At 67.1% G+C, this 14,891-nt stretch carries 13 protein-coding genes; 4 read left to right on the top strand and 9 right to left on the bottom strand.

The annotated features are described in order from the left end of the window. Nucleotides 1-23 precede the first annotated feature (23 nt). From AC1DFU_RS07875 to def, 7 genes are all read right to left on the bottom strand, one after another. Complete coding sequence (locus tag AC1DFU_RS07875) at nt 24-743, bottom strand: response regulator (RefSeq protein WP_092290986.1); 720 nt, start codon at nt 741-743, stop codon at nt 24-26. A gap of 51 nt (nt 744-794) precedes the next feature. Next, nucleotides 795-3,275 (bottom strand): sensor histidine kinase, encoded by a 2,481-nt coding sequence (locus tag AC1DFU_RS07870; protein ID WP_092290988.1) that lies wholly within the window; start codon nt 3,273-3,275, stop codon nt 795-797. Then, entirely contained in the window at nt 3,272-4,162 is an 891-nt protein-coding gene (locus tag AC1DFU_RS07865) for a DUF4390 domain-containing protein (protein ID WP_092290990.1), read from the bottom strand. Before AC1DFU_RS07865 ends, AC1DFU_RS07870 begins: the two co-directional genes overlap by 4 nt. Before the next feature lie 8 nt (nt 4,163-4,170). Beyond that, the gene (gene rsmB, locus AC1DFU_RS07860; RefSeq protein WP_441591590.1) at nt 4,171-5,544 is read right to left on the bottom strand and encodes a 16S rRNA (cytosine(967)-C(5))-methyltransferase RsmB; all 1,374 of its coding nucleotides are present in this window, start codon (nt 5,542-5,544) and stop codon (nt 4,171-4,173) included. Between the two features lie 128 nt (nt 5,545-5,672). Further along, on the bottom strand, nt 5,673-6,533 hold the full coding sequence (gene htpX, locus AC1DFU_RS07855) for a zinc metalloprotease HtpX (protein WP_092290994.1): 861 nt from the start codon (nt 6,531-6,533) through the stop codon (nt 5,673-5,675). Between the two features lie 140 nt (nt 6,534-6,673). Further along, nucleotides 6,674-7,669, bottom strand: coding sequence for a methionyl-tRNA formyltransferase (fmt, locus tag AC1DFU_RS07850; RefSeq protein ID WP_092290996.1), 996 nt, complete (start codon nt 7,667-7,669; stop codon nt 6,674-6,676). Between the two features lie 110 nt (nt 7,670-7,779). Beyond that, nucleotides 7,780-8,286: a peptide deformylase gene (gene def / locus AC1DFU_RS07845; RefSeq protein ID WP_092290998.1), complete on the bottom strand. Its 507-nt coding sequence runs from the start codon at nt 8,284-8,286 to the stop codon at nt 7,780-7,782. A 161-nt stretch (nt 8,287-8,447) separates the two neighbouring features. Between def and AC1DFU_RS07840 the strand changes: the two genes are divergently transcribed. From AC1DFU_RS07840 to AC1DFU_RS07825, 4 genes are all read left to right on the top strand, one after another. Next, complete coding sequence (locus AC1DFU_RS07840) at nt 8,448-9,623, top strand: LysM peptidoglycan-binding domain-containing protein (protein WP_092291000.1); 1,176 nt, start codon at nt 8,448-8,450, stop codon at nt 9,621-9,623. After that, complete coding sequence (gene dprA, locus AC1DFU_RS07835; RefSeq protein WP_441591588.1) at nt 9,620-10,783, top strand: DNA-processing protein DprA; 1,164 nt, start codon at nt 9,620-9,622, stop codon at nt 10,781-10,783. Before AC1DFU_RS07840 ends, dprA begins: the two co-directional genes overlap by 4 nt. 75 nt (nt 10,784-10,858) lie before the next feature. Beyond that, entirely contained in the window at nt 10,859-11,260 is a 402-nt protein-coding gene (locus AC1DFU_RS07830; RefSeq protein ID WP_149137045.1) for a thioredoxin family protein, read from the top strand. Nucleotides 11,261-11,425: 165 nt separating this feature from the next. Next, the gene (locus AC1DFU_RS07825) at nt 11,426-14,134 is read left to right on the top strand and encodes a DNA topoisomerase III (RefSeq protein WP_441591587.1); all 2,709 of its coding nucleotides are present in this window, start codon (nt 11,426-11,428) and stop codon (nt 14,132-14,134) included. Between the two features lie 64 nt (nt 14,135-14,198). Here AC1DFU_RS07825 and AC1DFU_RS07820 read toward each other — a convergent pair whose 3' ends face one another. Together AC1DFU_RS07820 and AC1DFU_RS07815 are read right to left on the bottom strand one after the other, a co-directional pair. Next, complete coding sequence (locus AC1DFU_RS07820; protein ID WP_441591586.1) at nt 14,199-14,618, bottom strand: type II toxin-antitoxin system HicB family antitoxin; 420 nt, start codon at nt 14,616-14,618, stop codon at nt 14,199-14,201. Between the two features lie 15 nt (nt 14,619-14,633). Further along, entirely contained in the window at nt 14,634-14,819 is a 186-nt protein-coding gene (locus AC1DFU_RS07815; protein ID WP_441591585.1) for a type II toxin-antitoxin system HicA family toxin, read from the bottom strand. Between the last annotated feature and the right edge of the window lie 72 nt (nt 14,820-14,891).

Raw genomic sequence — 14,891 nt, 5'->3', positions numbered from 1 at the left:
AGCGCCCCGTGCATCACTGTCGGTCATTGTTCGGTGGGCTCGGGCTTGTTGCGACCCAGCTCCACGCCGAGCTGCTTGAGCTTGCGGTACAGGTGGGTCCGTTCGAGGCCGGTCTTCTCGGCCACGCGTGTCATGCTGCCGTGTTCGCGCACCAGGTGGTATTCGAAATAGGCACGCTCGAACAGATCGCGTGCCTCACGCAATGGCATGTCGAAGGAGAAGTGCATCTCGGCCTCGGGCAGGCGTGCCGGATTGCCGTTCGCGGCGATCTCCGCGGGCATCTCGGCGGGCGCCAGCGCGGCCGCGGCGGCTTCGCCCGTGGCAGAGGTGGCGGCAGGCGCCGCGCTGGCCGCCGTCGGCGCCGTACGCGGGCGTTCGATGCCGCGCGCCAAGCCTTGCTCCACGGCGGACAGCAACTTCTGCAGCGCGATGGGCTTCTCGAGGAAGTTCAGCGCGCCAATCTTGGTCGCCTCCACAGCGGTGTCAATCGTGGCGTGGCCAGACATCATGATGACCGGCATCGTCAGGTAACCCTGTGCCGACCATTCCTTGAGCAAGCTGACGCCATCGGTATCTGGCATCCAGATATCGAGCAATACCAGATCGGGCGTCCCGGCCGCACGGTACTCGCGTGCCTGCTGGGCGTTCTCCGCCACTTCGACCACATGGCCTTCGTCACTCAGGATCTCCGAGAGTAATTCCCGGATGCCCATTTCGTCGTCGACTACGAGGATGGTTGCCATACTTCCCCTCTTAACCCCACCGCAGCGCCACCGGACGGTGACGCAGTTTGACTATGCCAGTTTAACGAACAGGATCGAGATCTGTGCCCCGATGATCTCGGCGCCGTCCATGCGATTGCGTAACTCGATGCGCGCGCCGTGTTCGTCAATGATCTTCTTTACCATCGCCAGCCCGAGACCCGTACCCTTGGCTTTCGTGGTCACATACGGTTCGAACGCCCGACTGAGAATACGGGGTGCGAATCCTGGACCATTGTCCGCGATGGACAGCTTGACGGCCTGCCGGTCTTCGCCAGCAGAATCTTTGTATTCTACAGTCTCGGTGTGCAGAGTGATATGGGGCGCCGCCCTACCGGCCGCCACGTTGTCCGCCACCGCATCCTGCGCATTCTGCAGCAAGTTGTGGATCACCTGCCGCAACTGGGTCGGATCTCCCTTTATTTCAGGCAAATCGGGCCCCAGCGCCGAATGGATCACGGGATGCTCGTGCACCCCGGGCTCGTCGATCCCATACAGATGCAAGACTTCTGCCACCAGGTGATTCAGCGCCAGCGTCTGCACTACGGCGGGCGGCGTACGCGCGTAATCGCGGAAGTCGTCAACCATGCGTTTCATTGCCGCCACTTGGTTAACGATCGTTGCGGCCCCGCGCTTTAGCACTTCCGCATCGGTTGTCTCCAATTTCGGCGAAAGTTTCATCTGCAGGCGCTCCGCCGAGAGTTGGATCGGGGTGAGCGGATTCTTGATTTCGTGGGCCAGCCGGCGCGCCACCTCGCCCCAGGCGACCGAGCGCTGGGCCGAGATCACATCGGAAATATCGTCGAAAACCACCACGTAGCCGGGCTCGTCGCGGCTGCCGCCCGGCAGGTGGGCGCCGCGCACCAGCAGCGTCAGCGGCTGTTCCTCGTCGCCCTGCGGCAGTTCGATCTGCTTCTGCCAGTGCCGCGCGCCGCCCAGCACCTCGCTGGTGTTCTGCTCGGAAAACGCCTGGCGCACGATCTCGGTGAACTCGCCCAGCCCTGGAATCTGCTCGGCCGGCTGGCCCAGCACACCGGCGAAGGGCTGGCGGAAGATGCGCTCGGCGCCGGGGTTGGCGGTCAGCAGCGCAAAGCGCCGGTCGAACACCAGCACGCCGGCGGTCAGGTTCTGCAGCACGCTTTCCAGGTAGGCCTTCGACTGCTCCAGCGCGGTGCGGTTTTCCTCCACGGCGATGCGGGCCTCGGACAACTGGCGCGTCATCGCGTTGAACTGCTGCGTCAGCATGCCCAGTTCGTCGCGGCTTTTAAGTTCACGCTTGGGTGAGAGATCGCCCTCGGCCACCTCCTTGGTCCCCTGCAGCAGCATCAGCAGCGGCCGGGCGAGCTGGCCGCCCAGCAGCAGGGCCAGCATCACGGCGATGAACACGGCCAGGAACAGCGTCAGGGTCAGCGTGCCGATGTACATCTTGCGCAGGCCGGTGCGCCCCAGCGCCTTTTCCTGGTACTCCTGATAGGCGCGCTGGACCTCGTCGGCATTGCGTGCGAGCACGGCCGGCACTGGGTGCAGCACCTGGAGGTAGCGCTCCTCGCGCACCGTATCGCCCATCAGGCCGAAGCCGGTAGCCGGTGCGTCCTCGGGGCGGCGCTCCACGGACAGCCCCGACCCGGCCCAGCGGGCACCGGGCGCGGACATGCCGGCACGCGGCGGGCGCTGCGCGCGCTGGACCGCGGCGGCTGCAGCCACGGCGGCGGCCTGCGCCTCCGCGTCGGTCGAGTTCTGCGACGGCGCCGGCCCGAGCGGAATGATCACGCGGATGCGGTACAGGTGGGTACTGTCGATGGGGCCCGTGCGCTTGCCGTCTACCGAGGGCTCGGTGCCGCCCTCCACGGCCGCATAGCCGCCGGCCAGCCGCGCCTGCTCGGCGAGCATGCCCGACGGCAGGTCCGGCACCAGCGAGGCGTAGCTGCTCGACGCCGTGGCCATCACCCGGCCGCTGCCGGTGAAGATCGCGGCCTCCTGCACGCCGTACTGCTCGCGCAGCCGGTTCAGTTGCAGCGACGTGGCCATGCCCGACGACCCCGTGAGCTGGTCCGCCATCAGCCGGGCCTTGCCCTGCAGATCGGCCAGTTGGCTGTCGATGGTGGACCGGCCCAGGTTCAGCCCGGCCTCGAGCGCCGTTTCCACGCGTACATCGAACCAGGATTCGATGCTGCGCGAGACGAACTGCAGCGAGACCAGGTAGATCAGCACGCCCGGCAGCACGCCCACCACGCCGAAGAACACGGCCAGCTTGGTCATCAGCCGCGTGCCGAACTTGCCGCGCCGGTAGCGCACCCACAGCGTCATGGCCAGTGCGCCCACGGTCAGCACCAGTAGCGCGCCGACGACGAGGTTGACCTTGAACAGCAACGTGAAATAGCGATCGAAGAATTCGGTGTTGGCCGAGGCCCCGGCCAGCAGGCCCACCAGGACCAGCGCCAGGAAGACGATGATCCCCACCACGACGCGATAGAGCACGCGGCGGAATCGGCTGTCCCAGATCGCTCCGTTCATGGCGGGCTCGATGCGGGCTGTACCAATTGGCTCGGAGACAGGACCGTGGAGACGGTCTGCGAGAACGGCGTGCGGGCATCGGCTGATGGCGCGGAGGCCGCGGCGGGCGCGGAGCCGGGGATGGCCGGCGCAGCGGGCGGTGCCGGGGGTGCCGCAGGCGGTGAGGCGGGCATCGGGGCCGGCGGTGGGGGCAGCGGCTGCGGCGCGTCGAGGTTGGTCGGCACGGTGTAGTTGAAGCGCTTCCACTCGGACGACAGGTTCCACTCGCGCGTGTTCACCGCATTGATCTGGAACGGCTTCGGCAGCTGCGAGAGGTCGAGCCGCATGCGCAGCTCGGCGTGATAGGTTTCGCCGCGCCGCACGTCGCCGCGCTCGAACACGCGCCAGCCACGCACCTGCTGGATGAACTGCAGCGCGCCCTTGAGGCGGTTGAACGGCAGTTGCAGCCCGCCCGTGGAAACGCGGTACTGACGCGTCAGCGGCTGATACGACAGGCGCACGCTGCGGTTGGTGTTCACCGGCTTCTCGTCGAACCAGTACCAGCGCGGGCGCGAGAGCTGGAATTCGACCACGAAATAGAGCGGAATGCCCTTGTGCAGCGCGTCTTCCAGCGCCGGCGGCAGGTCGAAATCGAACGAGGTGGCCAGCTCGAAGCCGCCGTCCTGGTATTCGATCTTCGCTTCGGAATTCTCGATGAGCTGCGCCTCGGCGCGGGGCGTCAGCGCTAGCAGCAGGCTCAGCAGCAGCCATGCGGTGACGGCCCAAATGCTGAGTGTGCCAAGGGTGCCCAGCGCACGCCGGCCGCTATTGGCCAGCGCGAGCGCCGGCGCCTCGCGCGTTGCGCGGCCCGGGACTCGGTGGACGAACAAGCGCAGCGGGCTCGGCATCGGTGGGATCAGGCGCGTTTCTGGAAGCGGGCGTAGTAGAAGCCATCGTGATCGGTAGGCAGACCCGATGGCGAACCGGTTGGCAGGCTGGCCGTTTCAGGCGCCTTCGTACCGGGCAGCAGTTGTCCCGGCGCTTGCAATCGTATCGCATCTGGTAGCTGCGCACCAAACCAGAGCGCCTGCTCCTCGCCTTCCGTTGGGAAAATAGAACAGGTCACGTACACCAGGATGCCGCCCGGCTTCAGCAGCGGCCAAAGTTGAGACACGATGCGACGCTGCTCATTGACGAGGCGCGCGATATCTGTCTCGCGGCGCAGCCAGCGGATATCGGGATGGCGCCGTACGATGCCCGACGCCGAGCACGGCACGTCCGCCAGGATGCGATCGAACGGCTGGCCGTCCCACCAGTCCTGGGGCCGGCTCGCGTCGCCGACGATCACGTTGGCGCGCTGGCCCAGGCGGGCAAGGTTTTCGTGGATGCGGGCGGCGCGTTGCGCGTCGCTCTCCACGGCGGTGACGTCGATGTCGGCCAGCTCCAGCAGGTGGCCGGTCTTGCCGCCGGGGGCCGCGCAGGCATCGAGCACGCGCATGCCATCAGACAATTCGCAAAGGGGCGCGGCCAGTTGCGCGCCGGCGTCCTGCACCGACACATCGCCTTCGGCAAAGCCGGGCACCTGCGAGACCGGGAACGCGCGGACCAGCCGCACCGCCTGCTCGCCCACGACCGTGCCGGCCATGCCGGCGTTGGCCAAGCCAGTCAGATACTCCGGCACCGACATGCGCTGCGTGTTCACGCGCAGCGTCATCGGCGGCCGGGCGTTGACGCTCTCCGCCAACGTAGTCCACTGGTCCGGGTACGCCTTGCGCAGCTGCGCCAGCCACCAGGACGGCAGGTTGTAGCGCGCTTCCTCGTCCTGGTTGACGGTCTGCATCAGTTGCTGACGTTCACGCAAAAAGCGGCGCAGCACCGCGTTCACCAGGCCGCGCGCGTGGGCGGTCTTCGGCTCGGATGCGGCCGCGCTGACGGCCTGGTCTACCACAGTGAAATCGCTGTAGCCACCGCGCCCGACCTTGCTGGCATCGCCCTCCTCGCCTTCCAGCAGCAGCGCCAGGGCCACGGCCAGCAGGGAATCGACGAGCGCGCCGGGCGGGCGCGTGACCAGTTCGGTGACCAGCGCGCGCGTGGTGCCGAACTGGCGCACGGTGCGATAGGCCAGGTCCTGCACGGCGCCGCGCGTGGCGGCGTCGCGCACGCGGTCGAGCCGCAGGTGCGTGGCGACGTCTTCGATGGCCTGCGGCAGGGCCGTGCCTTCATTGACGCCGCGTACCGCCGCGGCGGCGCCGAGCATCTGGAAGGCAAGTGAATCGTGTTGCAGGCGCATGGAATACGAGAATTCTGAAAATGCTATGAATGACAGTGACCGGCACGGCGTGCCGATCACAAAAAAAGCCCGCCGGTTCCGGGGAACACAGCGGGCAGTTTACCCGGACTCGGGGCGCGCGGCCGGCCTCAGGCGGGATAGGTGCCCGTCTGCGCCATGTGCATCAGCCGCGCAACGCGCTCCTCGGTGGCCGGGTGGGTCGAGAACAGGTTGGCGATGCCGCCGCCCGAGAGCGGGTTCATGATCATCATCTGCGCCGTGGCCGGGTGCGCCTCGGCGGCCTGGAACGGGATACCCTGCGCGTAGCGGTGGATCTTGTCCAGCGCGCTGGCCAGCGCCTGCGGGTCGCCGCTGATCTCGGCGCCGCCCCGGTCGGCCTCGAATTCACGCGCCCGGGAAATCGCCATCTGGATCAGCGAGGCCGCCAGCGGGGCCAGGATCGCCACGGCGATGCTGGCGATCGGATTGGACCGATTGCCGTTCTCGTCGCGCCCGCCGAAGAACATCGCCATGTTGGCCAACGCCGAGATCGCACCGGCCATCGTGGCCGCGATGGTCGAGGTCAGGATATCGCGGTGCTTCACGTGCGCCAGTTCGTGCGCCATCACGCCGCGCAGCTCGCGGTCAGACAGCACGCGCAGGATGCCCGTGGTGGCCGCCACCGCCGCGTGCTCGGGGTTACGCCCCGTGGCAAACGCGTTCGGCGCGTCCTCGTTGATCAGGTACACACGCGGCATCGGCAGCCCGGCGCGCTGGGACAGCTCCTGCACCATGTTGTAGAACTGCGGCGCCGTGCCGGCGTCCACTTCCTGCGCGTTGTACATGCGCAGGACCATTTTGTCCGAGAACCAGTAGGAAAAGAAATTCATGCCCAGCGCGATCAACAGCGCGAACATCATCCCGCTGCGGCCCCCGATCATGCCCCCGATGACGATGAACAGCGCCGTGATGGCGGCCATCAGCATGAAGGTCTTGACCCAGTTGAACATGGAAAAGTCTCCCAAATCGACAATCGACGTACATCCCCGCGTACCCGCCCCTGCGGGACGCGTTGACGGTTAGATCGGGACTGATTGCCGGAAATTCAATGTCCGTAGCAGGGTTTTTGCAGACGGATGTGAAGATTGCGTCACGCCGGCACGAGGCAGCGCGTGCCCGGCGGCAGCGGCTGGCCCTGCAGGAACTGTTGCGCCGGCTGGCGGCGGCCGCCCGGCTTCTGGAGTTCGGTGACCTGGAGCGCGCTGCCCTCGCCGCAGGCGATGATCACGCCGCTGGCGTCGGCCGCCAGCACAGTGCCGGGCGGGTGCGGCAGCGGCGTCGAGCTGGCCAGCGGCAGCGCCTGCCAGCACTTGATGACGGTGTCGCCCACCTGCACCGTGGCCCCGGGGAAGGGGTTGAAGGCGCGCACCTGGCCAGCCAGCGCCGTGGCCGGGCGGCGCAGGTCGAGCGGAGCTTCGTCCTTGGCGATCTTCTCGGCATAGGTCACGCCGGCCTCGGGCTGGGGCGTGGCGGCCAGCGGCTGGCCGGCCGCCAGTTGCTGCAGCGCCGCGACGATCATCCGCCCGCCCAGCGCCGCCAGCGTGTCATGGAGCGTGCCGGTGGTGTCCAGCGGGCCGATCGGCACGGCCTCGCGGGAAAGCATGCCGCCCGTGTCGAGCCCTTCGTCCATCTGCATCAGCGTGATGCCGGTCTCGGCATCGCCGGCCTCGATGGCACGGTGGATCGGCGCCGCGCCGCGCCAGCGCGGCAGCAGCGAGGCGTGGATGTTCAGGCACCCATGGCGCGGCAGCGTCAGCACCTCGGCCGGCAGGATCAGGCCGTAGGCGGCCACCACCATGACATCGGGCGCCGTGGCCGCCAGCGCATCGACGGCCGCGCCGGCTTCCTCGGGATATTTGCCCTGGCGGCGCAGCGAGCGCGGCTGGAGCACCGGCCCGAGGCCGGCATCGAGCGCAAACTGTTTGACTGGGCTGGCCTGCAGCTGCATGCCGCGGCCCGCCGGGCGGTCCGGCTGGGTCAGCACGGCCACCACCGGGAAGCCTGCGGCGTGGATGGCCTCCAGGGCGACGCGCGCGAATTCCGGGGTGCCGGCAAAGGCAACGCGCAGTGGCTGGGCTTGGGTCATGGCAGGGTTCTGCGATAAAAACGCCACCGGCCGCATGGTGGCGGCCGGGTGCATTGGGTGCTTCGGAGGGGTTAACGATAGCAGACGGCGCCGGCGCGGCGGCACCGCTGTTACATCCGCGAACGGACGCGCTTCTGGAGCTTCTGCTTGATGCGGGTGACCTTGAGCGGCGACAGGTACTCGACGAACACCTTGCCCATCAGGTGATCCATCTCGTGCTGTATACATACAGCGAGCAGATCGTCGGCATCGAGTTCGAAGGCTTCGCCCTTTTCGTTCAGCGCGCGTACGCGCACGCGGTCCGGGCGCTCCACGCGGTCATAGACCTCGGGCACGGACAGGCAGCCCTCTTCCCAGACCTTGCGGTTGTCGCTGGCCCAGACGATTTCCGGGTTGATGAAGACCTGGAGGGCGTCGCGCGTCTCGGAGAGGTCGATCACGATCACGCGCTCGTGCACATCCACCTGCGTGGCGGCCAGGCCGATGCCCGGCGCTTCGTACATGGTTTCGGCCATGTCGCGCACCAGCGTGCGGATGCGGTCATCCACCACCTCCACGGGCTTGGCCACTTTGTGCAGGCGGGGATCGGGGTAGGTGAGGATGTCGAGTTTTGCCATGATGCTCGGGCGCAACGCCAGGTGCTGTCTACTGCCCGGCCGCGTTGCGGCGACGGGTGTTTACATGCAGAATCGGGGCGCAAGTACAAAAAATCAAGGCGGGCCGCAGCAGGCACGCTCTCTAGGGTCAATCCGGTCGCTACACCGACCGGTTCACGAAAATGCGCGATCTTACCAAAGAACAAGCGGCGTCGGGCCGCAGGCTGCACGCGTTCACCCTTCTCATGCTAAGTGTCGCCGGCATCACTGCCGGGGCGGGCATGACCGTCCAGGCCGCAGACCTCAGTGTCTCGCCGGCGCAGCAGGCGCAAGCCGACCGGACGGCACAGCAAGGCATTCCAGTTGCCGATCTGGCGCCCAGCGCGCCGGGCCAGTACACGGTGCGCTCCGGCGACACCCTGTGGGGCATCTCGGGCCGCTTCCTGCGCCAGCCCTGGCGCTGGCCCGAGCTGTGGGGCATGAACAAGCAGCAGATCCGCAATCCCCACCTGATCTATCCGGGCCAGACCCTGTATCTGGTCACCCGCGATGGCCGCGCCTACCTGAGCACGACCGCACCGGGCGGCGCGAGTGGCGATGGCCGCCTCTCGCCGCGCATGCGGGGCGAAGGCGCCGATGGCGACGCGATCCTGAGCATTCCGGCGGCCGACATCGAGCCGTTCCTGATCCGCCCGCTGGTGGTGGACAAGGACACCGTCGATACCTCGGCGCGCCTCGTGGCCCTGCCCGATGCCCGTGTCTACATGGGCCGTGGCGATACCGGCTACGCGCGCGGCATTGGCCCCGGCGATGCCTCCATCGGCAGCGACTGGCAGGCCTTCAAGCCGGCCTTGCCGGTGCGTGATCCGATCACCAACAAGGTGATTGGCTTCGAGGCCGAATACCAGGGCAGCGTGCGCGTCTCGCGTCCGCCCGAGGGCCCGGACGCCGTGACCACGGTGCAGGCCACTCAGTCGCTGCAGGAAATGGGCCCCGGCACACTGCTGCTGCCCCAGCCCCCGCGCGAGCTGGTGCGCTATGTGCCGCACGCGCCCGAGACCGACGTGAATGCCCGCATCGCAGCCGTATATGGCGGCGTGCAGTACGGCGGCGCCAAGCAGGTGGTGGTGCTGAACGTGGGCACCGATGCCGGGCTCGAGCCGGGCCATGTGCTGGCGCTCTCGCGTGACGGCGGTCTGGTCAAGGATCCGACGGACAGCAATCGCACCATCCGGCTGCCCGACGACCGGTACGGGCTGGCCTATGTGTATCGCGTGTTCCCGGGTATCTCGTACGCGCTGGTCACCGATGCCACGAACCTGATGAAGGTTGGCGACATCGCCACGACGCCACGTTGACCGGTTGGCGCGCGTCGGAGGGCGCGCAAGTCTCCGGGCCGGCCCTGGGCAAGGATGCGGGGCTGGCCGACGTTGCGGCGTGGCTGCGGCTGATCGCCACGCCAGGACTGAGCGCAGCGGCCGCGCGCCGGCTGCTGGGCGCGTTCGGCCTGCCGTCGGCGGTGCTGGCGCAGCCCGTTGCCCGACTGCATGGGCTGGTGCCGCCCGCCATCGCCCAAATCCTGACCGCCCCGCCCGATGCCACGCTGGCCGCGCTGATCGCGCGTACCGAGGCATGGCTTGCCGTACCCAACCATCACCTCGTCACGCTCGCCGATAGCGATTACCCGGCGCGGCTGCTCGACCTCGCCGATCCCCCGCTCCTCCTCCACGTCAATGGCCGGCGCGATGCGCTGGCAGCGCCGTCCATCGGCATCGTCGGCGCGCGCAAGGCCACCGTGCAGGGGGCGAAGGACGCCCACGCGTTTGCCGCTGCCCTGTCCGGGGCGGGATTCACGGTGGTGTCCGGCCTCGCGCTCGGTATCGATGCAGCGGCCCATGCGGGGGCGATGTCCGGCGCCGGCGGCACGATTGCCGTCATCGGCACGGGTATCGATGTGGTGTATCCGGCACGCCATCACGCGCTGGCGCATGAGATCGTCGACCGAGGCGGCGCCATCCTCAGCGAATTTCCCCTTGGAACGCCGCCGGTGAGCCACCACTTCCCCAAGCGGAACCGGCTGATCGCGGCACTGGGCCAGGGCGTGCTGGTGGTCGAGGCGGCCGAGCGGTCGGGGTCGCTGATCACGGCGCGGCTGGCGTCGGAGTTGGGGCGCGAGGTGTTCGCGATACCCGGGTCGATCCACGCACCGCTCTCGAAAGGCTGTCACCGGTTGATCCGGCAGGGCGCCAAGCTGGTGGAAAGCCTCGAGGACATCGTGGAGGAGTTTCCCGACCTCGCCCCGTCATCGGCCAGACCCGCCGGGGCGGAGGTTGCCGACCCCCGCCCGACCCCCGCCGACGCATTCGGCGCCGCCCTCGCCTATGATCCTGTGACACTCGACGCCTTGTGCGCCTGCAGCGGAATGTCGGCGGATGCGGCGTCGGCAGCGCTTTTACAGCTGGAACTGGCCGGCGCGGTGGAGCGATTACCGGGCAACCGCTACCGGCGGCTCGGGTAAGGGGCGCCAAACTCTATACAATCTGCCGGCAATTGCCGCGGCTGGTGCCGTAGGCTGCTCATGTTTTCGACTGCCATGACCGTTTACTTTCCCGAACAAGACGCCGCGGCGCTGCGCCAGGCGTTGGCCGCGCGGCCAGCGGGCCGGCTGGTGGCCTGCCTGTGCGCGGACTGGTGCGGGACGTGCAAGGACTATATGAGTGGCTTTGCGGCGCTGGCAGCGCGCTATCCCGGCGACTGCTTTGTCTGGATCGATATCGAGACCCACGCCGACCGGCTCGGCGAGGACATCGACATTGAGAATTTTCCGACGGTGCTGATCCAGCCCGTGGCCGGCGGCGATCCGCATTTTTACGGCACGGTGCTACCTCATCTGGAAGTGTTGGAGCGAATGCTGGACCGTGGGGCGTCGATGCCCGCGGCCGCATCGGAAATTCCCGAAGTGCTCGACTGGTTACTCGAGAGCCACCCCGGCTGATGCCATGTGCTGCCTGAGCCTCAGGCGGCGTTTGCTTGCACCGCCGACGGATGCGCGCTTATTATTGGCGCCTCAAAGCCCAGGCGTGCTGTTTACATAATTAGCAGTGCCAATCAAGAGGCGCTGGCTTCCCCTGGAGGGGGCCGCGCCGCAAGGACCCGTTCAATGTCTAAAGCCCTCATCATCGCGGAAAAGCCATCGGTCGCCGCCGATATCGCGCGCGCCCTCGGGGGCTTTACCAAGCACGACGAGTACTTCGAGAGCGACGACTACGTGCTGTCTTCGGCCGTGGGCCACCTCGTGGAGATTGCCGCGCCGGACGACTACGAGGTCAAGCGCGGCAAGTGGAGCTTCGCCAATCTGCCGGTGATTCCGCCGCACTTCGACCTGCGCCCGATCCAGAAGACCGAATCGCGGCTGAAGGTGCTGAACCGGCTGATCAAGCGCAAGGACGTGACCGGCCTGATCAACGCCTGCGATGCGGGGCGCGAGGGGGAACTGATCTTCCGCCTGATCGCGCAACAGGCCAAGGCCAAGCAGCCGGTGCGCCGGCTGTGGCTGCAGTCGATGACGCCGCAGGCCATCCGCGACGGGTTTGCGCAGTTGCGCGACGACCTGGAAATGATGCCGCTGGCTGATGCCGCGCGCTGCCGGTCGGAGGCCGACTGGCTGGTCGGCATCAACGGCACGCGGGCGATGACCGCGTTCAACAGCAAGGGCGGCGGTTTCTTCCTGACCACGGTGGGCCGGGTGCAGACCCCGACGCTGTCGATCGTCGTGGAGCGCGAGGAGAAGATCAAGCACTTCGTGGCGCGCGACTACTGGGAAGTGCACGCCGAGTTCATCGCCGCCAAGGGCCTGTACGAGGGCCGCTGGTTCGACCCGAAGTTCAAGAAGAACGAGTTCGACCCCGAGGCGCGCGAGGCGCGCCTGTGGAGCGAGGCCGAGGCCAAGAGCATCGTAGCCGCCTGCCGCGACAAGCCGGGCACCGTCACCGAGGAATCGAAGCCGTCGACGCAGCAGTCGCCGGCACTGTTCGACCTGACCACGCTCCAGCGCGAGGCCAACTCGCGTTTCGGCTTCTCCGCCAAGAACACGCTGGGTCTGGCCCAGGCGCTGTACGAGAAGCACAAGGTGCTGACGTACCCGCGTACCGACGCCCGCGCGCTGCCCGAGGACTACCTGGAGACGGTCAAGGAGACCATGGGCATGCTGGCCGACAGCTCGCCCAACTACCTGACCCACGCCAAGAAGATCCTGGCCAGCGGCTGGGTGAAGCCGAACAAGAAGATCTTCGACAACAGCAAGATCAGCGATCACTTCGCCATCATCCCGACGCTGCAGGCGCCCAAGAACCTGTCCGAGCCCGAGCAGAAGCTGTATGACCTGGTGGTGCGCCGCTTCCTGGCGGTGTTCTTCCCGGCTGCCGAGTTCCAGGTGACCACCCGTATCACCGAAGTGGCCGGCCACCACTTCAAGACCGAGGGCAAGGTCCTGGTCAATCCGGGCTGGCTGGTGATCTATGGCCGCGAGGCGCAGGGCAAGGACGACAAGGACGCCAACCTGGTGCCGGTGGACAAGGGCGAGCGCGTCAAGACCGACAAGGTCGAGTCCGTCGGCCTGACCACGCGCCCGCCGGCGCGCTACAACGAAGCCACGCTGCTCTCGGCGATGGAAGGCGCGGGCAAGCTCGTCGACGACGACGCGCTGCGCGAGGCCATGGCAGGCAAGGGCCTCGGCACGCCGGCCACGCGCGCAGCCATCATCGAAGGGCTGCTGACCGAGAAGTACCTCGTGCGCGAGGGCCGCGAACTGATCCCGACCGCCAAGGCGTTCCAGCTCATGACGCTGCTGCGCGGCCTGGGCGTGCTCGAACTGACGCAGGCCGAGCTGACCGGCGAGTGGGAGCACAAGCTGTCGCAGATCGAGCGCGGCCGGCTCAAGCGCGACGAATTCATGCGTGAGATCGCGCAGATGACGCAGCAGATCGTCAAGCGCGCCAAGGAATACGACAGCGACACCATTCCGGGCGACTACGCCACGCTGGACACCCCGTGCCCGCAGTGCGGCGGCCAGGTCAAGGAAAACTACCGCCGCTTTGCCTGCACCGCGTGCGAGTTCTCGATCAGCAAGATCCCGGGCGGCCGCCAGTTCGAGATCGAGGAAGTCGAGGAACTGCTGCTGAAGAAGGAAATTGGTCCGCTGCAGGGCTTCCGCAGCAAGATGGGCCGGCCGTTCGCGGCCATCCTGAAGCTGGCCAAGGGCGACGACGGCAACTGGAAGATGGAGTTCGACTTCGGCCAGAACGACGATGACGCCGATGGCGAGCCGATCGACTTCAGCGCCCAGACCCCGGTGGGGTCGTGCCCGAAGTGCAGCGGCGCGGTCTACGAGCACGGCATGAAGTACGTCTGCGAGAATGCCGTAGGCAGCGAGAAGACCTGCGATTTCACCACCGGCAAGATCATCCTGCAGCAGGAAATCTCGCGCGAGCAGATCGGCAAGCTGCTGACGGCCGGCAAGACAGACCTGCTAACCGGCTTCAAGTCGTCCCGCACGGGCCGCAACTTCAAGGCGTTCCTGGTGAAGCAGCCGGACGGCAAGATCGGCTTCGAGTTCGAGGTACGTGAGCCGAAGGCTGGCGCCAAGGGCGCCGCAGCCAAGACCGCCAAGGGGGCCAAGGCCACTGAAGCGGCCGAAGGTGCCGAGACCGAAGCCGCCACGGCCAAGCCGGCGGCGAAGAAGGTAGCCGCGAAGAAGGCGCCCGCCAAGAAGGCTGCAACGAAGACCGCGACCAAGACCGCCACCGCCAAGACCCCGGCCGCCAAGAAGACCCGCGCCGCCACCAAGGCGACGGCCGACGCCGAAGAGTAAAAGCCCGCGCGGCGCGAGCCGGGCGGGCTTTCTTCGAGCGACGAAGGCAGGCAACGCGGCGGAATCAGACCGCCAGCACCTCCAGGCGCTTGCCCAACTGGTGGAACGCCGCTTCGATCTGTTCGATCTTGGACGAGTGGCGCAGATCCAGCAGTCGGTCGACTTGCGGCATATGCAGCGCCAGCCGCCGCGCCAGTTCCGCCTTGCGCACCCCTTGGGTCAGCAACTCGTTTGCCAGTTGGACCTTGGCCGCGACAAGCGCGGGCAGCACCACGGTGCGTTGGCCTCGCTTTGGCTTCGAGCCTCGCGGAATAATGCGCTTCTCCTGGAAATAGATCTCGAAAGCCGCCTCGAGGGCGTCGAGGCCCTCCACGAGCGCGTCCGCTTCATCCTCGCCAACCGAGGTCGCTTCGGGAACGTCGGGGAAAGTGACAAGCAATGTGCCGTTGTCATCCGGCGTGAGGTTGACTGGGTACGCGTACATTTGGGGCCTCCCCGCTTACTTGATACCGAGCTGCTTCTTGATGGCTTCGACCAGTCCCGTGCCCATTTCCTTGGAACCATGGTCCGGAAAGATGGTGGTCCTGCCACGGAGCGTCACCCGGTAGTGGCTCGAGCCGCTTCGGTGCCGCTCAAACGTGGCACCTTGCTGGCGCAGCCATTTCCGAAACTCGCTGTATTTCATGCGCCTCCAGATGCGTCGGGAGGTGTGCATGGTACAACACAAATGTTGTGTTTTGTTGTGAAATTCTACAAC

The sequence above is a fragment of the Cupriavidus sp. 10L45 genome (genome assembly GCF_056395225.1).
Note: the sequence above shows the minus strand (reverse complement) of the source record. Positions and strands in the feature narration are given on the sequence as shown.

Bases quoted from the DNA above. Each gene is read 5' to 3' on its own strand.
- AC1DFU_RS07875 (WP_092290986.1), bottom strand. From the start codon at position 743: ATGGCAACCATCCTCGTAGTCGACGACGAAATGGGCATCCGGGAATTA.
- AC1DFU_RS07870 (WP_092290988.1), bottom strand. From the start codon at position 3,275: ATGAACGGAGCGATCTGGGACAGCCGATTCCGCCGCGTGCTCTATCGC.
- AC1DFU_RS07865 (WP_092290990.1), bottom strand. From the start codon at position 4,162: ATGCCGAGCCCGCTGCGCTTGTTCGTCCACCGAGTCCCGGGCCGCGCA.
- rsmB (WP_441591590.1), bottom strand. From the start codon at position 5,544: ATGCGCCTGCAACACGATTCACTTGCCTTCCAGATGCTCGGCGCCGCC.
- htpX (WP_092290994.1), bottom strand. From the start codon at position 6,533: ATGTTCAACTGGGTCAAGACCTTCATGCTGATGGCCGCCATCACGGCG.
- fmt (WP_092290996.1), bottom strand. From the start codon at position 7,669: ATGACCCAAGCCCAGCCACTGCGCGTTGCCTTTGCCGGCACCCCGGAA.
- def (WP_092290998.1), bottom strand. From the start codon at position 8,286: ATGGCAAAACTCGACATCCTCACCTACCCCGATCCCCGCCTGCACAAA.
- AC1DFU_RS07840 (WP_092291000.1), top strand. From the start codon at position 8,448: ATGCGCGATCTTACCAAAGAACAAGCGGCGTCGGGCCGCAGGCTGCAC.
- AC1DFU_RS07830 (WP_149137045.1), top strand. From the start codon at position 10,859: ATGACCGTTTACTTTCCCGAACAAGACGCCGCGGCGCTGCGCCAGGCG.
- AC1DFU_RS07825 (WP_441591587.1), top strand. From the start codon at position 11,426: ATGTCTAAAGCCCTCATCATCGCGGAAAAGCCATCGGTCGCCGCCGAT.
- AC1DFU_RS07820 (WP_441591586.1), bottom strand. From the start codon at position 14,618: ATGTACGCGTACCCAGTCAACCTCACGCCGGATGACAACGGCACATTG.
- AC1DFU_RS07815 (WP_441591585.1), bottom strand. From the start codon at position 14,819: ATGAAATACAGCGAGTTTCGGAAATGGCTGCGCCAGCAAGGTGCCACG.